General features: G+C 73.3%; 5 protein-coding genes. 3 read left to right on the top strand and 2 right to left on the bottom strand.

Going from position 1 to position 24,568, the window contains the following annotated elements; translation table 11 throughout:
* Positions 1-98: 98 nt before the first annotated feature.
* Positions 99-593: an NUDIX domain-containing protein gene (locus tag Scani_RS19720; RefSeq protein WP_159478092.1), complete on the bottom strand. Its 495-nt coding sequence runs from the start codon at positions 591-593 to the stop codon at positions 99-101.
* Between the two features lie 77 nt (positions 594-670).
* Positions 671-1,306 (bottom strand): STAS domain-containing protein, encoded by a 636-nt coding sequence (locus Scani_RS42180; protein ID WP_344571096.1) that lies wholly within the window; start codon positions 1,304-1,306, stop codon positions 671-673.
* Positions 1,307-3,038: 1,732 nt separating this feature from the next.
* Between Scani_RS42180 and Scani_RS19710 the strand changes: the two genes are divergently transcribed.
* The 3 genes from Scani_RS19710 to Scani_RS19700 all read left to right on the top strand — a co-directional run bounded on the left by Scani_RS19710 (position 3,039) and on the right by Scani_RS19700 (position 24,564).
* Entirely contained in the window at positions 3,039-4,247 is a 1,209-nt protein-coding gene (locus tag Scani_RS19710; protein WP_159478086.1) for a cytochrome P450, read from the top strand.
* Between the two features lie 182 nt (positions 4,248-4,429).
* A complete protein-coding gene (locus Scani_RS19705) occupies positions 4,430-5,785 on the top strand; it encodes a serine hydrolase domain-containing protein (RefSeq protein ID WP_159478083.1) in 1,356 nt (451 codons plus the stop codon).
* Positions 5,786-5,937: 152 nt separating this feature from the next.
* A complete protein-coding gene (locus Scani_RS19700) occupies positions 5,938-24,564 on the top strand; it encodes a non-ribosomal peptide synthetase (protein ID WP_159478080.1) in 18,627 nt (6,208 codons plus the stop codon).
* Positions 24,565-24,568: the final 4 nt, after the last annotated feature.

Here is a 24,568-nt window from a genome sequence, read left to right as displayed (position 1 = left end):
TGCGGCTACGAACGAACGGGGCGTCGGGGGAGCGAACGGCAGGCGGTCGCGAGGTACGGCAGGCTCGCCCTCCGCCGCGAAGCGACGGTGCCCTCCTGCTAAGTGACGGTGCCCTTCGCAGGTCTCCACGCGGGGCCGTGTCCGGCACCTTCGCGCCCCGCCCCGCTGCCGGCCTCCAGCATGCGACGAGCGTCGGCAGCCATCGGCGACAGCATGGAGTCCTGCAGGTCCGCCAGCGGAATCCAGACCGCCGCATCGGTGGAACCGTCGATCTCCGCGACGGCCGGGGCCCCGGCCGTGAGGTCGACGGCGTAGAACAGCGCGGTGAGGTTCCAGCTCACTCCGCGTCGCCGAACCGCATAGGTCCGCGCGTCGAGGAGGTGAGCGGCAGCGAGTTCGAGTCCGGTCTCCTCCCGAAGCTCACGGGCCAGGGCCTCCACGGGCTGCTCGCCCGGATCGATTCCTCCGCCCGGCAGGTGCCACAGCCCCGGCGCGAAGACCGGTGACGCGTCCGACAGGCGGGCCAAGAGCAGCCGCTCGTCTTCCACCGCGATGGCGTACGCCGAAACACGGGTTTGCGCGCGAGTGTCCATGGTCCCGGCCTCTCCCCCCGCCGAAGTCGGCAGGCGAGAACTTCCGCCCCCCGGATGGGCTTTCGCCACATCCTCCACTAGAGCAGATCGAGAGCCGCGCGTACCGCGATGTTCAGGTCGGCGCCCTGGAGGTCGAGGTGCAGGGCCGAGTCCAGGACGTAGCGCGGTTGTGCGCGCCAGCCGCGGGTGTGCAGCTGGATCCGGTGGCGGGTGGTGTGACGGTGCAGGGCGCACAGGAAGTGCAGACCTGTCACGTCCATGAACGGCACCTTCTGCATGTCCAGGACCACGCTGGACAGGGTTGCGGGCAGCGAGGCGAGGACGTCATCGCACACGGGCTCGCAGGCGCGGTCGATCTCTCCGCAGGCCATGAGCAGTACGGTGTCGTCCAGATACTGGGTGCTGATGGTGAAAGGAATGACGCCCTCAAAGAGTTGGGATGGCAGCCACAAGCAGCCGCAACACTGCGGGCACACGGCAGGCGCCGCGTGTGGTCCGGAGTTCACGGGCCGCCACGGCAGAATCTGCCGGGGATCGCGTCCCGCCGCTCGGGGTGCCCGCTGAGCGAAGCTCACGAGCCGAACGAGGCTGTTCCGACCCTTCACTGTCCCACACTGCGCGGCCGGTGCGGAACCATCGGCGCCGGGCCGAACCGTCGCGCCGGTTGTGCGCAGCGGGCCAACCGCGGCCTGCCGTAACGGACTTGAGCACATACCGGCAACGCGACGACGGAGCATCGTCCTCCCGTACGCGCCGGAGCGTCGACGGAAGGCCGTCCGGCCGGCGTGCGGGCCTTCGACGTTTCCGCCGGCGGGTGTCACCTTCTGTGGGAAGCCGGGGAATCCGCCGGGGACGAAAGCGGGCTTCCGTGGGGAGTTGGGGAACCGGACCGGCGCCGAGAGCGGCGTTCGTCGTCCGGGGCATATTCGACGACTCATCGCCAACTGCTTGCCCGTAGGCAACAAATACGCCATCTCTTTCTGGGTAAGCGACTGCGGAGCGGTTACTGCAACGTCCGCATCGGCCGCAAGGCATGGAATCCAGCCAATTAACCGGACGTCGAAAGCAAGCCACGGAGCGTGTGGCCGCCATGGCCGACCAACAACCATGGATGCAGGCCACGGTGGCTCATGAGCGCTGTGGCAACGGGCCTGGCCTGCCCGGCTTCTTCGCAGGCAGCTACGGCGGCGCACGCCTTCCGGCGCCCCGCCGCGGTCGCGCGCCCGGTCCGGATCTGCTCGTGAGGCTTGCTCTCCCCGCAGCGCTTTGCCAAGGTCTGGCACTTGTCGCCGAGCGGTGATGGCATCATCGTGCGGCGGCGATAGCGGGACCCCCTGGAGTGCTCCGCCACTCTTTGGGCAAACGCTCTATACCTGCTTCTCCGCGCTCGACTCGAACGGGTAGTCGAAAATCGTTTGCCTCATGAGTAACAGGGGTCGCTCGCGGCCTACTGGCGGGACGAGGCGAATGGGTATAAAAATCACTCTCAGTCAAACCGCAGGGGGTTGCTATTGTATGACTGGGAGTGAAGACTGTCGGTCAAGCTGGACTGGCGTGAAAGCGCTCGGGGGCGCGGACCCGCTGACAACATCAAACTGTACCTGCCGGTAGTGTTTACGGTTCTCTTGTTCTCTTTTCGGGCGCCGGTGGCTCGTGTGCGGATCGCCCACCTTTACTTGCGCGGGGATGCCTGACACGTGTCATGTGTGAGGGGTTTTCAGTGGGGGATGTGTGGTAACGAGATGGTCAACGGCGGCTCCGCTGCCGTATGTCCGGGCGAAGATGAATGGCCGGGGAGGGGTTTCGCGGGCTGGTTCATCGAGTCGTGAGGCGGGCCCGTCGGCATGTTCTCGATTGCTCACATCATGGAGCGCGAAGGGGCTCGACATGCGGAATTGCACGTCCGGCTCCGGCCGGAAGGTGCCGGCGGTCTGTCCGCTGCGGCATTCCGGCCGACCGCCAAGGCTGCTCTGTTGCTGCTGTCGCCGTTGAGCGCACCCGCGGCACCCTCCAGGCGTTGTCGACGCTGATCACCCAGCAGTGAGAGCCGTTCTGCCGTGCCCGCGACGACAAGAAGCCCCGATTCGGGGGCTTGAGTACGCGATTCGTCGCGGGGGTCGGTGGTCCACCATATCGGCCTGCCTTTAACCGGTGTTCATGTGGGCGCCTCTTCTTGGGTGTTCATGCCGTCGGGGAGTCCTGGATGCCTTTTTGGGATATCGCGACACATCGCAAATAGCGTGCGCCGGAACCTGGCTTCCCTCATTCGTACATCGGCAGTGCAAAATTAATCCGAAGACAGTCAAAGGCATGAAACGGCTGTGATAGTAAGCCTGTTGTGTCACACGGCGACCGTCATTTCGAGGGGTATGGCCGCCGAACAGTCCAGCGCATAACCGCCGGGGAGCAACGAAGCCTCCCGGACCCGCACTTCAGGGAGTACCGGTGACCAGCAACGAACTGAAAGAGGCACCTTGCGTCTTCGACGATCTGGTCGACCGGTGGAGTGCCCTGAGCGAGGCCGATCCCGTACGCCATGACGAGGGGCAGAACCTCTGGCAGATTCTGGACCACCGCAGTGTGGCCGCGGTGCTCGCCGACCCGGCGACCTACTCCTCGGACTTCTCCGGTCTCACCCCCACCCAGCCCGACTTCGAGACCTTCCGCCAGGGCAACTTCGTCGGCATGGACCCGCCGGAGCACCGCAAGCTGCGCGCCCTCGTCAGCCAGGCGTTCACCCCTCGCGTCGTCTCCGGACTCGAACCGAGGATCCACGCCATCACGGCCGAACTCCTCGACGCCGTCGAGGACCGTGACCGGTTCGACGTGGTGGACGCGCTGGCCTACCCGCTCCCCATCCTCGTGATAGCCGAGCTGCTCGGGGTGCCGGCCAGTGACCGCGGGCTGTTCCAGGAGTGGGCGGCGACGCTCTTCGGCGGGGACGAGATCGGCGAATCGCTGGACATGAGCGATATCGAGCGCGCGCTGGACTCCATCGCGCCCACCGTCCGCGAGATGAACGGCTACATCCTCGAGCACGTACGCCACCACCGGAAGCACCCCGGCGAGGGCCTGACCAGCAGGCTGCTGCAGGCCGAGGTGGACGGCGTACGCCTGGCGGACCAGGAGATCGTCGGCTTCGTGGCCCTGCTGCTGGTCGCCGGGCACATCACCACCACCGCCCTGCTCGGCAACGCCGTGCTCAGCTTCGACCGGTACCCCGATGCCGCCGCCCAGGTGCGCGCGGACCCCGGCCGGCTGCCGGACGCCATCGAGGAAGTACTGCGCTGGCTGCCGCCGTTCCCCGAACTGGGCCGCCGCACCACCCGTGAGGTCGAACTCGGCGGCAGGACCATCCCCGCCGAATCCATCCTGATGGCCAACCTGGCCGCCGCCAACCGCGACCCGGCCCGGTTCACCGATCCCGGCACCTTCCACGCGATGCGCGACCCCAACCCGCATCTGACCTTCGGCCACGGCATTCACTTCTGCTTCGGCGCGCCCCTGGCCCGGATGGAAGCACGCATCGCGCTGCGCCAACTACTGGACCGCTTCTCCTGCATCACGATCCCCAGCCGCCGTGAGGTCGAGTTCCAGAACCCGGCCGTCATCGTCAGTGCGCGTCGTCTGCCGTTGGAGGTGCGGAGGTCATAGCGCCGTTCGCAGAGGAGAGCGGGCCCGGTGCCAAGAGCCGGACCCGCGCGAGGAGATCGGTTGCCGGGTGTTCTCGGCGATCAGGCCCAGGGGCTGGTTCGCCCACGCCGTGAGCGGGTTGCCGCCACGGCAGGCAGGCGCGTCATTTCCCCGTGAGTTCGAGTTCCGGGAGTTCCTTTCTCATGCCGCATCCTTCGAGTGCTCCGGTCGCGAGCCGGCAGCCGACCCACATACGAAGCCTCTTACAAGAGCGTCTGGACACCCTCGCGCGTACCCACCAGGTACCCGGGGCCCAACTCGCCGTGCAGGTCGACTCGGTCACGTACACGGTCCAGACGGGCGAGGCGGACGTCAGCACGGGCGAACAGTTCACCGTGGACACGGCGGTGCCGCTGGGCTCCGTCACCAAGCCCTACACGGCCGCGGTCGTCCAGCTCCTGGCCGACGACGGTGACCTCGCGCTGACCGATCTCGTCGGTGAGCACGTGCCGGAGCTGCGGCGGGCACCGCACCTGACCGTACGGCAACTGCTCAGCCACACCGGGGGGCTGCCGACCGGGCCCGACTCCGACGACGCGGCGGCGCTGACCCCCGCCCGCTACCTGTCCGCGCACTGCTCAGGCCGGGACTCGGTGTGCCCGCCCGGCAGCGGCTTCTCCTACTCCAACGCCGGGTACGTCGCCGCCGGCCGCCTGATCGAGACGGTGACCGGCATGTCCTGGCAGGACGCCGTCCGGGCGCTGGTCCTGGAACCCCTGGACACCGTTCCTGCGTTCCTGGGCGATGCCCTCGCGAAGCGTCCGGTGGCCCGCGGCCACTCCGTGCACGCCGGCCTGGGACGGGTGCGACCGGTGGAGCAGACCCTGGCGCCGGTGGAGGCCCCGGCGGGTGCGCTGCTGGCGAGCGCGCTCGACCTGGTGGCACTGGGCCGGGCCGTGATCGGACGCGGCCCCCGCGCGGTGCTCACACCCGAGGCCGCCGAGGAGATGCGCCGCCCCGTACCGGGTGCCGCGCCGGGCGTCCTGGCCGACGCATGGGGCCTGGGCCTCGCGCTCTTCCAGCAGGGCACCCAGCAGTGGTGCGGCCACGACGGCAACGCCCAGGGCACCTCCTGCCATCTGCGGGCCGAACCGGACAGCGGCACGGTGGTCGCCTTCACCAGCAACGCCAACAACGGCACCGCCCTGTGGCACGAACTGGCCGAGGAACTCGCCCCGATCACCGGAGTGCAGGTCCCCTCGGCCGCGCGCCCGCTCGAACGGGGCCGTGCCGTCGCGCTTCCCCAGTGCGCCGGGACCTACCACAACGGAACCGTCGAGTACCGGGTCACGGCGGACGCCGACGGCGCCCTCGCGCTGACCGTGAACGGCGACACCCCCGCGCCGCTGGTCTGTTACGCGGATCTGACGTGTGACCTGGTGGATCCCTCGACCGGCCGCCGCGTACCCGGCGGACGCTTCGTACGGGATCCGGACAGCGGCGGCATCGACCGCCTCCAGATCTCCGGCCGCACGGCACGCCGAACCGTCACCGCCTGAATCGGGCCCGCCGCGGACCAGCCGGTGCGACTCCCCGCTCCTTCGCACCCGGCTCGTCCGAACGCTCCGGCCGCTCCCGCCCGGTACCGCTCGTCCGGGCTGCCCGATGTCCTGCCGCACCGCCCCGTCCCCGCTGAGAAGGACCGACCTCCATGACGGACCAGCACCAGAGTTCAGCACCGGAGTCCGCACCGACGCAGGACCGGACCGTCCCCCCGGCCCCCGAGTCCGGTCCGGTGCGTCCCGGGCCCGGCACACCGCTCGGGGATCTCTTCGCCGCATGGGTGGCCCGCACCCCGGACGCCCCCGCGGTGACGGACGGCCGGCGGACCTGGACCTACCGCGAGCTCGACCGGCTGGCCAACCGTCTCGCACACGACCTCATCGCACGCGGGGTGGGGCCGGAGCGGACGGTGGCCGTCGTCCTGCCCCGCTCGGCCGAACTCGTCATCGCGGAAATCGCCGTGGCCAAAGCGGGCGGGGCGTTCCTGCCGGTCGACCCGGCGTACCCGGCCGCACGCCGGAGCCTGATGCTGTCCGACGCCCGGCCGGCGGTCGTGCTCGACGACCCGGCGCAGACCCGGCCCGCCACGGGGCCGGACCGGGCGCCGCGGGACTCCGACCGGCTCGCGCCGCTGTGTGCCGAGCACCCCGCGTACGTCATCTACACCTCGGGGTCCACCGGAACCCCCAAGGGGGTGACGGTGCCCCACACGGGCCTGGGCGCCTTCGCCGCGGCGGCCGCCGCCCAGTACGACGTCGCACCGGGCGCCCGTGTCCTGCAGTTCTCCTCCCCGAGCTTCGACGCCTCCGTCCTGGAGCTGTGCATCTCCCTGCTCTCGGGGGCGACCCTCGTCGTGCCGCCGGACGGGCCGTGGCTGGGCGAGGAACTCGCGGCCGTCCTGGCGGAACACCGCATCACCCACGCGCTCATCCCGCCGGCCGCGCTCGCGACCGTGCCCGCCCCGTCGGCCGGCAACGCACTGCCCGACCTGCGGACCCTGATCGTGGGGGCCGAGGCCTGCCCGGCGGAGCTGGTCGACCGCTGGGCGACCGGACGCCGGCTGATCAACTCCTACGGCCCCACCGAGGCCACGGTGGTCGCCTCCTGGACCGGGCCGCTGGCCGTGGGCGGCGGCACGCCGTCTATCGGCAGACCGCTGCCGCACACCCAGGTCCATGTGCTGGACGCGGCGATGCGACCGGTGCCGGCGGGGACCGGCGGTGAACTGTACGTGGGCGGCGCCGGAGTGGCGCGCGGCTACCTCGACCGGCCGGGTCTGACCGCCGCACGGTTCGTGGCCAGTCCGTACGGGCCGCCCGGCACCCGGCTCTACCGCACCGGAGACCTGGCCCGCTGGACCTCCGACGGCGAACTGGAATTCCTCGGACGGGCCGACCGGCAGGTGAAGGTGCGCGGCTTCCGCATCGAACCCGGGGAGATCGAGGCGGCGTTGGCGCGCCACCCCCGCGTCGCCGAAGCGGTGGTCATCGTGCGCGAGGACGAGCCCGGACGGCAGCGGCTCGTCGCCTACGTCACCCCGGGCGAACCGGTCCGGCCCCCGCAGCCCGCGGAGCTGCGCGCCGCGGTCTCCCGCAGTCTGCCGGCCCATATGGTGCCCTCCGCCGTCGTCGTCCTCGACGCGTTCCCGCTGACCGCGCAGCACAAGATCGACCGGCGTGCGCTCCCCGCACCCGACCCGGCCCGCGCCCCGGAGCAGGGCCACATCGCCCCCCGGACCCCCGCCGAGCGGACCCTCGCCGGCATCTGGTCGGAGGTGCTGTCGGTGAGCACCGTCGGCACCGGCGACGACTTCTTCGAGCTCGGCGGCGACTCCGTCCTCGCCGTGCGGGTGCTGTCCCGCATCCGGGAGGAACTCGGCGACCGGCTGTCCGTACGCGACCTGTTCACCGCCCGGACGATCGCCGGTCTGGTGTCGCTCCTCGGCGACCCGGACACCGCCGACCCGGCGCCGCCGGTCACCCCGGTCCCGCGCGACCGGCCGCTGCCGCTGTCCGGTGCGCAGCAACGACTGTGGTTCCTGGACGACCTCACGGCCGGCGACAGCGAGTACAACACCGGGGTCGGGGTGCGCCTGGGCGGCCCGCTGGACGCCGGGGCGCTGCGCCGCGCCCTGGACCGGCTCGCCGCGCGCCACGACTCCCTGCGCACCACCTTCACCACGGTGGACGGGCGCGGTGTGCAACGGGTCGACGACACCGCCGCCGTGCCGTTGCGCACCGTCGACCTCGGCGCCCTCCCTGCGGACCGCCATGACGCGGAGGTCGAGCGCCTGCTGGTCGAGGAGCTGGAGAGCCCCTACGACCTGGGGACGGGCCCGCTCACCCGGGCCCTGCTGATCCGGCTCGCCGACGACGCGCATGTGCTGCTCCTGGCCCAGCACCACATCGTCACCGACGGCTGGTCGGTCGGCGTGCTGGTCCGTGAACTGGCCGCGCTGTACGCCTCCGAGGCGGACGGGAGCCCGGACGGCCTGGGAGAACCAGTCCTCCAGTACCCCGACTTCGCCGTGTGGGAGGGCACCCACGCCGCCCCGGCCCAGCACGCCGACGACCTCGTGTACTGGAAGCGGCACCTCGCCGGGACACCGCAGCTGGACCTGCCCACGGACCGGCCCCGGCCGCCGGTGCGCACCACGTCCGGCGCGGCGCACCGCCACGACCTCCCGGCCGACCTGGCCGAACGCCTCGGCGCGCTCGCCCGGTCCAAGGGCACGACCGTGTTCACCCTGTTCGCCGGGGCGGCCGCGGTGCTGTTCTCCCGCTACACCGGCCAGCGCGACATCGCGTTCGGCACCGTCACCAACGGACGCAGCCGCCGGGAGCTGGAGGAGGTGACCGGCTTCTTCGTCAACACCCTGGTGCTGCGCAGCGACGTCGACGGCAACGCCACCGTCGACCGGTTCCTGGACACCGTGCGGGCCACGCTGCTGGACGCCTTCAGCCACGACAGCGTGCCGTTCGACCGGGTCGTCGAGGAGCTGGCCCCGCCGCGCGACCCCAGCCGCACCCCGCTGGTGCAGGTTCTCGTCGTCCAGCAGACCGCCATGGTGCACCCGCAGGAGGCCGGTGGCGTACGGATCGAGGAGCATCCGCTGCCGCGTCCGGCCGCACGGTTCGACTTGGTCCTGGAGTTCCTGCCGCGCGGCGACGGGTCGTTCGGGCTGACCGTCGAGTACAACACCGACCTGTTCGACGCCCGGACCGTGGCCCGGATGAGCCGTCAGCTGCACCTCCTGCTGGACGGGATGGCGGACGGGCCGCACCGGACCGTCGACGAACTGCCGCTGCTGACGGACGACGAGCGCCGCACCATGCTCGACGCCTGGAACGCCCCGCAGCAGGACGGCCCGGACACCACCCTGCCCGAGCTCCTGGAGGCGCAGACCGCCCGCACTCCCGAGCGGACCGCCGTCGTCTGCGGGGACACCCAACTCACCTACGACGAGGTGAACCGGCGGGCCAACCGCCTCGCCCGGCTGCTGGCCCGCCGCGGGGTGGGCCCCGAGGACCTGGTGGCGCTGGCCCTGCCGCGCTCGGCCGACCTGGTGCCGGTCCTGTGGGCGGTGCTCAAGGCGGGCGCCGGGTATCTGCCGGTGGACCCCGGCTATCCGGCCGAGCGCATCCGCTTCATGCTCACCGACGCCGAGCCGGCCCTCGTGCTGACCACCCGGGACACGGCGGGCTGCCTGCCCGAGGGCGTCGAGCGGCTCCTCCTGGACGATCCGCTGACCGTGGCCGAGACGGCCGGGCCGGTGGAGGACGACCTCACCGACGCCGAACGGGCCCGGCCGCTGGACCCCGGCCACCCCGCGTACGTCATCTACACGTCCGGCTCGACCGGCCGCCCCAAGGGGGTGGTGGTCACCCACCGCAGCGTGGCCGACCTGGCCGCCTGGGCGGGAGCACAGTTCGGCCCGGAGCGGCTGACGCACGTGGTGGCCTCCACCTCGCTCAACTTCGACGTCTCCGTCTTCGAACTCCTCTGCCCGTTGCTGTCCGGCGGCAGCATCGAAGTGGTGGCCGACCTGCCGGCCCTCGCCGACCGGCCGGGCACCGCGCCGCGGCAGGCCGGTCTCCTCAGCGGGGTGCCGTCGGTGGTCTCCCGGCTGCTCACCCGGGACGCCGGCACCGTCACGGCCGACACCGTGGTCCTGGCGGGCGAGGCGCTGCCCGCGCAGACCGTACGGGAGATCCGGGAGACCATGCCGTCCTCCCAGGTCGCCAACATCTACGGCCCGACCGAGGCCACCGTGTACGCCACGGCATGGTTCGCCGACGAGGACACGCCGGAGCAGGCCCCGCCGATCGGCCGGCCCGTCGCCCGGACCCGCTGCTACGTCCTGGACCGCATGCTGCGTCCGCAACCGCCGGGCGTGACGGGCGAGTTGTACCTCGGCGGAGGAGGCCTGGCCCGGGGATACCTCAAGCGCCCCGGCCTGACCGCCACCCGGTTCGTCGCCGACCCCTTTGCCGGGCCGGGCAGCCGGATGTACCGCACCGGCGACCTGGTGCGGTGGACCACCGACGGCGAGCTGGAGTACCTGGGCCGGGCCGACCAGCAGGTAAAGGTGCGGGGCTTCCGCATCGAGCTGGGCGAGGTCGAGGAGGCGCTGCTGCGCTGCGCGGGGGTGGCCCAGGCGGCCGCCACCACCCGGGAGAGCGGCGGCCACAAGCGCCTGATCGGCTATGTCGTCCCGGCGCCCGGGGCGGAGCTCGTGCCGGGCGCGATACGCCGGCTGCTGGGCCGCAGTGTGCCCGACTACATGGTGCCCGTCTCGGTCGTCGTCCTGGACGCGATGCCGCTCAACCCCAACGGCAAGCTGGACCGCGGCCGGCTGCCCGCCCCGGACTGGACGACCGCCGGGACGACGGACTACGTCGCGCCGCGCACCGCCACCGAGCGGGCGCTCGCCACCGTGTGGGCCGACGTCCTGCGGGCCGAGCGGGTCGGCGTCGACGACAACTTCTTCTCGCTGGGCGGGGACTCGATCCTCAGCATCCAGGTGGTCGCCCAGGCGCGGCAGGCAGGCCTGGCCGTCACCTCGCGCGACGTCTACCGGCACCAGACCGTCGCCGCCCTCGCGCAGTGCGTGGACGCCGCCGGGCAGCCGGCCCCGGGCCCGGGGCCCGCGACGGAGGCCACCGGCCCCGCACCGCTGACGCCCATTCAGCACTGGCTGTTCGAAAGTGATCCGGAGCGGGCCGGTCACTTCGCCCAGACGATGTCCGTCGAGCTGGCCGACGACCTGGACGCCACGGCGCTGGAAGCCGCCCTGCACGACGTGCTCGCCCACCACGACGCCCTGCGCTCGCGCTTCGTACCGGACGGCGACGGCCGGTGGCGCCAGCACATCGACGCCGACGCACCCGGCTTCGCGCTGCACCGCCACACCGGCCCCGACGGCGACGCACCGCACCTCGGGCCGTTCGACCTGCGCCACGGCCCCCTGCTGCGCGCCGTGCTCCACGACCGGGGCACCGGTCTGCCGCCCGTCCTGCACCTGGCCGTCCACCACCTGGTGGTCGACGGCGTCTCCTGGCGGCTCCTGCTGGAGGACCTGGACCGGGCCTACCGCACCCGCCGCGGGGGAGCGGACACCGCGCTGCCGCCGAAGTCCTCTCCACTGCGCCACTGGGCGCGACGGCTGACGGCGCACGCCGAAACGGGCGGCTTCCAGGACGAGACGGACTACTGGACGGCGCTGGCCCGCACCTGCGACCCGGCGCTGCCGACCGACCTCACCGGCGCCAACACCTATGCCTCGGCCCGCTCGGTGACCGTGCGCCTCACCCCGGCGGACACCTCCGTCCTCCTGCACACCCTGCCGCAGGCCTTCCGCACCCAGGTCAACGACGTACTGCTGAGCGCGCTGGGCCGGGTGCTGCACGAGTGGACCGGACACGACCGGGTCCCGGTGGACCTGGAGGGCCACGGCCGGGAGGAACTCTTCACCGATGTGGACCTGAGCCGTACCGTCGGCTGGTTCACCACCCGCTACCCGGTCGCCCTCGCCGTGGCGCGGGACGCCGACTGGGGCACCGTGCTGAAGTCGGTCAAGGAGCAGTTGCGCGCCGTGCCCCGGCGCGGCCTCGGCTACGGCGTCCAGCGGCATCTGATCCGGCCGGAGGGCCTGCCCGGCGCCCCGGCCGCCGGCCTCAGCTTCAACTACCTCGGCCAGTTCGGCACCCCGGGCGGTGACGGCAGCCTCTACCGCGGTCCGCACCGCGAACTGGAGCTGGACGCCGACCCCGCCGCGCCGCGGCCGCACGCCCTGGAGGTCGTCGGCCGACTGGACGGCGACGCCCTGGAGTTCACCTGGTTCTACTCGGCGAACCTCCACCACGAGGAGACCGTCACCCGGCTGGCCGGGCAGTTCGCCCGGGCGCTGGCCGACATCGCCGGGCACGCTGCCCGCCCCGGCGCCGGCGGCCGCACCCCCTCCGACTTCCCGCTGGCCGCGCTCGACCAGCCCACCGTGGACCGGCTGGTGGGCGACGGCAGCACCGTCGAGGACATCCACCCGCTCACCCCCACCCAGGCCGGCATGCTCTTCCACCGGCTCTCCCAGGACGACCGACGCGTCTACTTCCAGCAGCTCACCTTCGTCCTGGACGGGGTGCCCGACCCGCAGGCCCTCGCCGCGGCCTGGCAGCAGGTGACCGACCGCACCCCGGTGCTGCGCGGACGCGTCGTATGGCAGGACGTGCCCGAGCCGCTGCTGGTGGTGGAGAGCGGCGTCACCGTGCCGGTCACCCAACTGGACTGGCGGGCCCTGTCGGACGACGAACGCCGGACCGAGCTGCAAGAACTGCTCGAGAGCGACCGGCGGCGCGGGATCGACCTCGACACCGCCCCGCTGCTGCGCCTGGTCCTGGCCCGGCGCTCCGACACCGAGGTGCAGGTGGTGTGGTCCTTCCACCACCTGGTGCTCGACGGCTGGAGCCTGTTCCAGGTGCTCTCCGACGTCTTCCGGTGCCACGCCGCGCTGCGCGGCCGGGCGGCCGGCGACGACGCGCCCGCGGACGCGGGCCTGCCCGGCCGCCGCCCGTTCCGCGACTACGTGGCCTGGCTGCAGGACCGCGACTGGGCCCAGGCCGAAGCGCACTGGCAGGCCCGGCTCGACGGCTGGAGCGAGCCCACCGCGCTGCCCTTCGACCGTGAGCCCCGGGAGACCCACCGCGCGGAGTCCACCGAGGCGGTGCGGATCTCCCTGCCCGCCGCCACCACCCGCCGCCTGGACCACCTGGCCAAGGACGCGGGCCTGACCATGAACACGCTGGTACAGGGCGCCTGGGCGCTGTTGCTGGCCCGCCAGACGGGCCGGTCCGACGTCGTCTTCGGCACCACCGTGTCCGGTCGGCCGCCGGAGCTGCCCGGCGTCGAGGCGATGAACGGCCTGTTCATCGCGACCGTACCGACGCGGCTGACCGTCCCCGCCGACGGCACCCTGACGGCCTGGCTGCGCCGGGTCCAGGAGATCCAGACCGACGACCGGCGCTTCGACTTCGTCCCGCTCGCCCGGCTGAAGGCGTTCAGCGACCTGCCCGAGCGGGTCGGACTCTTCGACAGCATCGTGGTGTTCGAGAACTACCCGGTCGGCGACGACCTCGCCGCCGCGCACGGACTGCGGCTGAGCGGTCTCGACGGCATCGAGACCACCAACTACCCGCTGAGCCTGGTCGCCTACCCCGGTCCGGAGCTGGCCCTGCGGCTCGGCTACGACCCGGAACTCTTCGACGCGGCCACCGTCGAGCGGATGGGCGAGTACCTCACCGTGCTGCTGGAGGGCATGGCCGCGGACGGCGGTCGCCCGCCCGCGCGGCTGCCGGTGCTCGGCGCGGCACGCCGCCGTCAGGTGGTCGAGGAGTGGAACGACACCGCCACCACGCTGCCCGAGGGCACGGTGGCCGAGCTGTTCGCCGCCCAGGTCCGGCGCACCCCCGACGCCACGGCGCTGGACGCCGGGGACACCCGGCTGACCTACCGGGAACTCGACGCCCGCACCGACGCGTTGGCCCGTCGGCTGGCCGGGCTCGGCGTGCGGCCGGAGACCCCCGTCGGGGTCCTCATGGACCGGTCGGCCGCCCTCGTCGTCGCCCAGCTCGCGCTCGTCAAGGCGGGCGGTGTGTACGTCCCGCTGGACGGCCGCGCGCCACGGGAGCGGCTGCGGCAGGTGCTGGCGGAGACCACGGCCGGCCTGGTGCTCACCGACGCCGCCTGGGAGGAGACCGCCCGCGCGGCGGCGCCCGGCGGGCGCACCCTGCAGGTCACGGACGCACCGGCCGGCCCCGTCGCCCCGGAGGGCACGCCCCTGCCCGTCCTCCACCCCGACAACGCGCTCTACCTGATGTTCACCTCCGGCTCCACCGGCCGCCCCAAGGGCGTCGCGGTGCGCCACCGGGACGTCGTGGCGCTCGCCTTCGACCGCGCTTTCGACGGACACGACCGGGTCCTGGTGCACTCCCCGCAGGCCTTCGACGCGGCCACCTACGAACTGTGGGTGCCCCTGCTGCGCGGCGGCCGGGCCGTTCTCGCCCCGCCGGCCGACGTGGACGCCGCCACGGTGCGCCGGGCCGTCACCGAGCAGGGCGTCACCTGCCTGTGGCTGACCGCCGGACTGTTCCGCCTGCTGGCCCAGGAGGACCCCGAGTGCCTGCGCGGCGCCCGGGAGGTGTGGACCGGCGGCGAGGCGGTGCCGGGCGCCGCGGTCCGCCGCGTCCTCGACGCCTGCCCCGGCCTGACCGTGGTCGACGGCTACGGCCCCACCGAGACGACCACCTTCGCCACCCGGCGGCCGTTCCGCTCCGGCGACCCGCTGCCCGCCGCCCTGCCCATCGGACGCCCGCTGGACAACACCCGCGTCTACGTCCTGGACGACGCGCTGCAGCCCCAGCCGCCGGGCATCCCGGGAGAGCTCTACCTCGCGGGCGCCGGGCTCGCCCGTGGCTACTCAGGCCGCCCCGGCGCGACCGCCGAACGCTACCTGGCCGACCCGTTCGGACCGGCCGGGACCCGGATGTACCGCACCGGCGACATCGTGCGCTGGAGCGCCGACGGCGAACTCCACTTCGTCGGGCGCGCCGACGACCAGATCAAGATCCGTGGCTTCCGCGTCGAACCGGCCGAGATCGAGGCCGTGCTCACCCGCCATGCCGCGGTCGGTGAAGCGGTGGTGACCGTGCCCGCCGACGGCGGCCGCAAGCGCCTGGTCGCCTACCTCGTCCCCGCCCCGGACGCGACCGTGCCGCAGGCGGACGAGCTGCGCGCCGCCCTCGCCGCCGAGCTGCCCGACTACATGCTCCCCGCCGCGTTCGTGACCCTGGACGCGCTGCCCCTCACCGGCAACGGAAAGGTGGACCGGCGCAGGCTGCCCGCCCCCGACTGGTCGGCCGCCACCGCCGGTGAGCACCTCGCGCCGCGCACCGAGGCCGAGCGGATCCTCGCCGAGATCTGGTGCGCCCTGCTGGGCGTCGACCGGGTGGGCGTCGAGGACAACTTCTTCATGCTGGGCGGCGATTCGATCCTCAGCATCCAGGTCGTCTCGCGCGCCCGCCGGGCGGGCCTGACGCTGACCCCCAGGGACCTGTTCCGGCACCCCACGATCGCCGCCCTGGCCGCCGCCACCGGTGCCACCACCACGGTCAGCGGCACCGGCCCGGTGACCGGGGACGTCCCCCTCCTCCCGATCCAGCACTGGTTCCTGGACGCCGGACCGGAGCGTCCCGGGTACTTCAACCAGTCCCTGGTCATCGAACTGGCCGAGGAGCCCGATCCGCAGGCGCTGGACCGTGCCCTGAACGTCCTGTGGACCCACCACGACGCCCTGCGGGCCCGCTTCGCGCAGCGCGCCGACGGCACCTGGCACCAGCACTGCCCCGCCCCGGACGCCACCGCACCGCAGCTGCTGCAGGTGCGCGACCTGGCCGGACGCGACGAGGAGGAGTGCGCCGCCGCGGTCGAGGCCGCCACGACCGAGGCGCACGCCGGCTTCCGGCTGGACGCGGGCCCGCTGCTCGCCGCCCAGCTGTTCACCGGTGCCCGCAACCAGCCGCCGCGGCTGTTCCTGACCGTGCACCACCTGGTGGTCGACGGGGTCTCCTGGCGGGTGCTGCTGGAGGACCTGGAGAGCGCCTACCAGCAGGCCCGCACCGGTGAGCCGTCGAGCCCGCTCGCCCGGACCACCTCCGTACAGGAATGGGCCCGCCGGCTGCACGCCCACACCGAGGCCGGCGCCTTCGACGGGGAGCGTGCGCACTGGAACGCGGTGGCCGCACACTCCGCGGCTGCGCTGCCCGTCGACGCCGACGGCAGCAACACGATCGCCGACCTGCGCTCGGTCACCGTCCGCCTGGACCGGCAACGGACCGGCGACCTGCTGCAGAAGGTGCCCGGCGTCTACCGCACGCAGATCAACGACGTGCTGCTCACCGCGCTCGGCCGGGTGCTGGCCGACTGGACCGGAGAGCGCACCGTCGCCGTCGGCCTGGAAGGACACGGCCGCGAGGACCACCTCTTCGACGGCGTCGACCTGTCCCGTACGGTCGGCTGGTTCACCACGCTGTTCCCCGTCGCCCTGGACGTCCCGGCCGGCGACTGGGCCGCGGCGCTCAAGTCCGTCAAGGAACAACTGCGCGCGGTCCCCGGCCGCGGGCTCGGCCACGGGGCGCTGCGGCACCTCGCGGGAGCCGCCGAACTCGCCGGTGCGCCCCAGCCCCGGATCAGCTTCAACTACCTGGGGCAGTTCGACTGGTCCGGCGACGGACGGCTGATCCGCACGGTGCGCGGCGGGCTCGACGGCGCCGCCGCGCCCGAGTCCGTGCGGCCGCACCTGCTGGACGTGGTGGGCCGGGTCGAGGAACGGTGTCTCGAACTCACCTGGTACTACAGCAGCGGAGTGCACCACGAGGAGACGGTCACCGCGCTGGCCACCGGCATGCTCACGGCGCTGGAGGACATCGTCGCGCACTGCGCGGAGCCGGACGCCGGCGGCCGCACCCCCTCCGACTACCCGCTCGCCCGCCTCGACCAGGCGGCCGTGGACCGGGTCGCGGCGGACGGCCGCGCGGTGGAGGACATCTACCCGCTGACCCCGATGCAGGCGGGGATGCTCTTCCACAGCCTGATGGACCCCGACTCCCACACCTACTTCAACCAGGTCCAGCTGGTGCTCTCCGGTGTCACCGACCCGGTCGCGCTCGCCACGGCCTGGCAGCAGGCGGCCGACGCCAACCCGATGCTGCGCACCCGCCTGGTGTGGGAGGAGACCGCCGAGCCGCTCCAGGTCGTCCAGGCGCGGGCCACCGTGCCCGTCACCCACCACGACTGGTCCGGGTGGGACGCGGACGCGAGCGAGCGCGCGCTGACCGCCCTGCTCGCCGAGGACCGGGCGGCCGGCCTCGACCTCGCCGCCGCCCCGCTGATGCGGCTGGCCCTGATCAAGCTGTCCGACGACCGGGTCCGGCTGGTGTGGACGTTCCACCACGTCCTGCTCGACGGCTGGAGCGCGGCCCAGGTCTTCGACGAGATCTGCGAACGGTACGCGGCGCTCACCGCGGGCCGCCGCCCCGAGGTCCCCGCCCGACCGCCCTTCGGCAGCTACCTGCGCTGGCTGGCGGAGCAGGACAGCACACAGGCCGAACGGCACTGGCGCACCGCGCTGGCCGGATTCACCTCGCCGACCGAACTCCCGCGGGACCGCAAGCCCTTGGAGGCCCACCGCGCCTCGTCCTCGGGCTCGGTCCACGTCACGCTGGACGAGGCCGACTCCACGCGCCTGCGGGAGACCGCACAGCGGTCCGGCCTCACCATGAACACCGTGCTGCAGGGCGCCTGGGGCCTGCTGCTGTCCCGCTACAGCAACAGCGACGACGTGGTCTTCGGCACCACCGTCTCCGGGCGGCCCGCCGCGCTGCCCGGTGTGGAGTCCATGGTCGGCCTGTTCATCAACACCCTCCCCACCCGGGTCCGGGTCGACGGGCAGCGCGGGCTGCTGGACTGGCTGCGCGACCTGCAGACGGCCCAGTCCGAGTCCAGGCGCTACGACTTCGTCTCCCTGACCGAGCTCCAGACCTGGAGCGAAGTCCCGCGCGGGACCGGCCTGTTCGACAGCATCGTGGTCTTCGAGAACTACCCCTTCGACAGCGACGCTCTCGCCCGTCATGGCCTCGGCATCCAGCAGGAACGCGACCTGGAGCCGACCAACTACCCGCTGAGTGTGATCGTCGCCCCCGGTGAACGCCTCACCGTGGCCCTCGACTACGACCCGGCGGCCTTCGACGCCGCGACGGTCGAGCGGCTGGGCACCTGCCTGCGGGTCCTGCTGACGGAGATGGCGGCCGACCCGGACCGCCGCCTGGGCGACCTGCCGCTGCTCACCACCGGCGAACGCGGGCGCATCCTGCGGGAGTTCGGCGGGGACGTCGCCACCCGGCCGCGGCGCGTCCTGCCCGAGGTGTTCGAGGCGCAGGCGGACCGCACCCCGCACGCCACCGCCGTGCTGTCCGGGACCGACAAGCTCACCTACCGGGAGCTGAACGAACGCGCCAACCGCCTGGCCCGGCTGCTGATCGCCTCGGGCGCGGGCCCGGAGCGGTTCGTCGCCCTCGCCCTGCCGCGCACCGCCGACCTGATCGTGGCCCTGCTGGCCGTGCTCAAGAGCGGCGCCGGCTATCTGCCGGTCGATCCCAAGTACCCGGCCGAGCGCGTCTCCTTCCTGTTCGACGACATCGGGCCGGACATCGTGCTCACCACCGCCGAGCTGGCCGGCCGGCTGCCCGAGGGGCCCGCCACCCGGATCGCGCTCGACGACCCCGGGACCGCTCCCCTGCTCGCCGCACAGTCCGCCGCCGACCTCGGCGACGGCGAGCGGGCCGGTGCGCTGCTGCCCGCCCACCCCGCCTACGTCATCCACACCTCGGGCTCGACGGGCCTGCCCAAGGGCGTGGTGGCCACCCACGGATCGGTGGTCGCGCTGGCCGACTGGGCGGCCGGTGAGTTCGGCGGCCGAGGGCTGTCCCACGTCGTGGCGTCCACCTCGCTCAACTTCGATGTGTCGGTCTTCGAGATCTTCAGCCCGCTGCTGTCCGGTGGCTGCGTGGAGATCGTGAGCGACCTGCTGGCCCTCGCCGAACGCTCCGCCCCCTGGACCGCGAGCCTGCTGAGCGCCGTCCCGTCCGCCCTCGGCCAGCTGCTCGCCGAGGACACCGTGCACGTCACGGCGGACACCGTGGTGCTGGCCGGTGAGGGGCTCGCCGCCCGTACCGTACGAGAGGTCCGCGCCGCCGTCCCCGGCTGCCGGGTCGCCAACATCTACGGCCCCACCGAGGCCACCGTCTACGCCACCGCCTGGTACTGCGACCCCGCCGACCCGGACCGCACCCCGCCGATCGGCAGCCCCGTCGCCGGCGCGCGGGCCTACGTCCTCGATCCGCATCTGCGGCCGGTCCCCGTCGGCGTGCCCGGCGAGCTCTACCTCGCCGGGACCGGCGTGGCCCGCGGGTACTTCGCCCGGCCGGGTCTGACCGCCCGGCGCTTCCTGGCCGATCCGTTCGGGCCTCCGGGCGAGCGGATGTACCGCACCGGTGACCTCGTGCGCTGGGACGCCGAGGGGCAGTTGGAGTACCTCGGCCGCGGCGACGACCAGGTCAAGGTGCGCGGCTTCCGCATCGAACTGGGCGAGGTCGAGGCCGCACTGGCCCGGCACCCCGAGGTGGCCGAGGCCGCCGCGCGGGTGGTCGAGACCGACGGCCACAAGCGCCTGGTGGGCTATGTGGTCACCCGGGGTGCGGCGGGCGCCGATCCCGCCGCGGTGCGTGCCTTCCTCGCACAGAGCCTGCCCGACCACCTGGTCCCCGCGGTCGTCGTTCCCCTGGAGCGGCTGCCGCTGGGAGCCACCGGCAAGCTCGACCGGCGTGCCCTGCCGGCGCCCGACTGGGCCGCCCCGGCCGCCGGGTACGTCCCGCCGCGCACGGACGCCGAGCGGGTGCTCGCCGGGATCTGGGCCGAGGTGCTGGGCGTGGAACGGGTCGGCGCCGAGGACAACTACTTCGCCCTCGGCGGGGACTCGATCCTCAGCATCCAGATCGTCTCCGCGGCCCGCCGCGCGGGCCTCGCGCTGACCCCGCGCCATCTGTTCGTCCACCAGACCGTCGCCGCCCTGGCCGCGGCGTCCGGCGAACTGTCGGCCGTGGTGTCCACCGCCGAACAGGGCCCGGTGGTGGGCGAGGTGCCGCTCACCCCCGTCCAGCACTGGCTGTTCGACAGCGTCCCGGACAGCCCCGGCCACTTCACCCAGGCGCTCTCCTTCGAGCTGGCCGCCGAGGTCGACGAGGGCGCGCTGCGCGCCGCCCTGGCCGCGGTGCTGGAGCACCATGACGCCCTGCGCATGGGGTACGAGACGACCGGCGACGGCCACTGGCGCCAGTACAGCGCGGCGCCCGGTGCGGCTCCCGCCCTGGAGGTCCACGACCTCGCGCACCTGGAGCCGCAGGACCGCACCGCGGAACTGCGCAGGCTGACCGCGGACCTGTGCGCGGGCTTCGACCTCGCGGACGGACCGCTGCTGACGACCGCGCTGTGCCACCGGGGCGAGCAGGACCGCCCGGTCCTGCTGCTGGCGGCCCACCACCTGGTCGTCGACGCGGTGTCCTGGCGGATCATCCTGGAGGACCTCGACACCGCCTACCGCCGGGTGCGCGCCGGGGGCCGGGCCGGGCTCGGCCCCAAGACCACCTCGTTCCGCGCCTGGGCGCAGCGGCTGCACGACCACACCGCCGCCGGCGGCTTCGACGACGAACTCGCCTACTGGAGCGCGCCGGACGGTCACACGGACCTGCCCACCGACCGCACGGGCCGCAACTCCGCGGACTCCGAGGACACCGTGACCGTCCGCCTGGACGCCGAGGAGACCCGCCGCCTCCTCCAGGACGTGCCGGACGTCTACCGGACCCGGATCAACGACGTCCTGCTGTGCGCCCTGGGCCGGGTGCTGGCCCGCTGGACCGGGCACGACCGGGTACGGATCGGACTGGAGGGCCACGGCCGCGAGGAGATCTTCGACGATGTCGACCTCTCCCGCACCGTCGGCTGGTTCACCACCATGTTCCCGGTCGCGCTGGACCTGCCGCCGCACGCGGACCTCGCCACGGCGCTGAAGTCCGCCAAGGAGGGCCTGCGGACGCTGCCCGGGCACGGCCTGGGACACGGCGCGCTGCGCCGGCTGCGCACCCCGGCGGCCACGGGGCTGCCGGCCGACCCGCAGATCGCCTTCAACTACCTCGGCCAGCAGGACTGGAGCGCGTCCGCGGGCGACGGCCTGCTGCACGCGCCGTACGGCGCGCTGGAGGGCGACATGGACCGGGCGGCCGACCGGCCGCACCTGATCGACGTCGTCGGCCTGGTGGCGGACAAGCGGCTGGAGTTCACCTGGTCGTACTCGACGAACCGGCACCTGCGGGCCACCGTGGCCGAACTGGCCGAGGCGATGACCGCCGAACTGCGGGAGATCGTGCGGCACTGCGCGGAGCCGGACGCCGGCGGGCGCACGCCCTCCGACTTCCCGCTGGTCCGCCTCGACCAGGACACCGTCGACCGGCTCGTCGGCGACGGCCGGGACGTCACGGACGTCTACCCGCTGACCCCCACCCAGACCGGACTGGTCTTCCACGGGCTCGACGAACCCGACCAGGGGCTCTACGTGGAACAGGCCACCTTCGTTCTGGACGGCGTCCCCGACTCCCGGCTGCTGGCCGCCGCCTGGCAGCAGGTCGTCGACCGCACCCCCGTGCTGCGCAGCGCCGTGATCCTGCACGAGGTGCCGGTACCCCTGCAGACCGTCCACCGCTCCGTCGCGCTGCCCGTCACCGAGCTCGACTGGAGCGGCCTGAGCGAGGAGCGGCGCGACGCCGAACTGACGCGGCTGCTCGCCGAGGACCGGGATCGCGGGCTCGCCCTGGACCGGGCGCCGCTGCTGCGGCTCACCCTCGTCCGGCTGTCCCCGGCCGAGGTGCGGGTCGTGTGGACCTTCCACCATGTGCTGCTCGACGGATGGAGCGTCTTCCAGGTCCTGTCGGACGTGTTCTCCTGCCATGCGGCGCTCACCCGGGGCACCGCCCCGGACCTGCCGGACCGCAGGCCGTTCGCGGACTACGCCGCCTGGCTCGCCGCCCACGACACGGCCCCGGCCGAAGCGCACTGGCGCACGGCGCTGGCCGGCCTGACCGCCCCCACCCCGCTGCCCTACGACCGGCGCCCGGCGCCAGGTGCCGCCACCCGCGCCGGCACCTGGCTCTCCGAGCGGCTCGGCGAACGGGAGAGCGCCGCGCTCCAGGACTTCGCCCGGCGCCACCACCTCACCCTCAACACCGTGGTCCAAGGAGTCTGGGGCCTGCTGCTGGCGCGCTGGAGCGGAGAGCGCGAGGTGTGCTTCGGCACGACGGTCTCCGGCCGGCCCGCCGACCTGCCCGGCGCCGACGCCATCACCGGCCTGTTCATCAACACCCTGCCGGTGCGGTGCGACGTGGACGGCGGCGCGGCCCCGGCCGACTGGCTGCGCGGTCTGCAGTCCGCGCAGGCCGACGCCCGCGGCTTCGACCACGTCCCGCTGTCCGACCTGCGCAACTGGAGCGAACTGCCCGCCGGGACACCGCTGTTCGAGAGCCTGGTGGTCTTCGAGAACTACCCGATCAACGACACCGCGGCCACCGCGCACGGCCTGCGGGTCCGTGATCTGCACGCCCTGGAGGCCACCAACTACCCGCTCACCGTGGTGATCTCGCCCGACACCCACCTGAGCGTCGAACTCGGCTACGACCCGCGGTACTTCGAGGAGTCCACCGCCCGGTCCCTGGCCGCCCAGCTGGTGCACACCCTGGGCGCCCTGGCGGCCCCCGACGGCGCGACGAGCGTGGACGGGATCGACATCCTGCCGCCGGACGAGCGCGACCGGCTGACCGGGCGCTCCGCACCGGCGGACGAGACCGTCCCGGCCGCCACCCTGGCGGCGCTCGTCGAGGCGGCGGTCGACCGCCGGCCGGACGCCCCCGCGGTGACCGCACCGGACCTCCGGCTCTCCTTCGCCCAGTTGGAGGCGCGGGCCAACCGCCTCGCACACCACCTCCTCACCCGGGGGGCCGGCCCCGGTGACCTCGTCGCCCTGGTCCTGCCGAGATCGGCCGACATGGTCGTCGCCCAGCTCGCTACCGCCAAGACGGGCGCCGCCTACCTGCCCGTGGACCCCGGGTACCCGGCCGAGCGGATCGCGCTGATGCTGCGCGACGCCGCACCGGCCGTCACCCTGGAGGCCGACGAGGTCCACGACCTCCTGGCCGCCGAGGACGACGCCGCACCCGCCCACCGGCCCACCGACCGGGACCGCGTCCGCCCGCTCGCCCTCGACGACCCGGCCTACGTGATCTACACCTCCGGCTCCACCGGCACCCCCAAGGGCGTGGTCGTCACCCACCGCGGCCTGGCCGGCTTCGCCGCCACCGAGGCCGATCACTACCAAGTGCGGCCGGGCGACCGGGTCCTGGCCTTCGCCACCCCCAGCTTCGACGCCTCGGTGCTGGAGCTGTGCATGGCCCTGCCGGCCGGTGCCCGCCTCGTGGTGCCGCCGCCCGGACCGCTGCTCGGCGAGCAGTTGGCAGAGGTGCTGCGCCGGGAGGGCATCACCCACACCCTGCTGCCGCCCGCCGCGCTCGCCACGGTGCCGCCAGCCACCGCGGGAACGCTGCCGGACCTGCGCACGCTCATCGTCGGCGCGGACGCCTGCGGCGCCGACCTGGTCGCACGCTGGGCCCCGCACCACCGGATGATCAACTCGTACGGGCCCACCGAGGCCACGGTCGTCGCCACCTGGTCAGGACCGCTCCGGCCGGACGGCGCCGCACCCCCCATCGGGCGCCCGCGGCCGGGCAGCCGGGTGTATGTGCTCGACGGGCGCCTGCGCCCGGTCGCCGACGGCATCGCCGGCGAGCTGTGGATCAGCGGACCCTCGCTGGCCCGCGGCTACCTCCACCGCCCCGGCCTGACCGCCACGCGGTTCGTCGCCGACCCGTACGGCGCGCCGGGCGACCGGATGTACCGCACCGGCGACCTCGTCCGCCGCGACGCCCGGGGCGAGCTGCACTACCTCGGCCGCACCGACCACCAGATGAAACTGCACGGCCACCGGATCGAGGCAGGAGAGGTCGAGGCCACCTTGGCCGGCCACCCCGCCGTCGCCGATGCCGTGGTGTCCGTACGGGAGGACGAGCCCGGAACGCCGCGCCTGGTGGCCCACCTGCTCGCCGCACCGGACGCCGAGGTCCCGGCCGGCGCGGAGCTGCGCGCGTTCGCCGCCCGGACGCTGCCCGGACACATGGTCCCCTCGGCCTTCGTCGTCCTGGAGCGCTTCCCGCTCACCGAGAACGGCAAGACCGACCGCGCGGCCCTGCCCGCACCCGGTCCCGACCTGCACGAGCCCACCGCACACGTCGCCCCGCGCACCCCCACCGAGCAATTCCTCGCGGACGTCTGGTCCCAGGCCCTGGAGACGACCGTGGGCGCCGAGGACGACTTCTTCGCCCTCGGTGGCGACTCGCTGCGCAGCCTGCTCATCGCCTCCCGGGCCAACGAGACCTTCGGTGTGGAGCTCACCCCCCGGGACGTGCTGACGACCCGCACGGTCGCCGCCCTGGCGGACCTGGTGGAGGAGCACGTCCTGCGCGAACTCGAAGACGCCGCACGCGGCAACAGCGACCACAACGAACGGTGAGGAA

It is taken from the genome of Streptomyces caniferus, from assembly GCF_009811555.1.
Lineage (GTDB): Bacteria > Actinomycetota > Actinomycetes > Streptomycetales > Streptomycetaceae > Streptomyces > Streptomyces caniferus.
The sequence above is the reverse complement of the archived record's forward strand: the minus strand, read 5'-3'. Positions and strand labels throughout refer to the sequence as shown.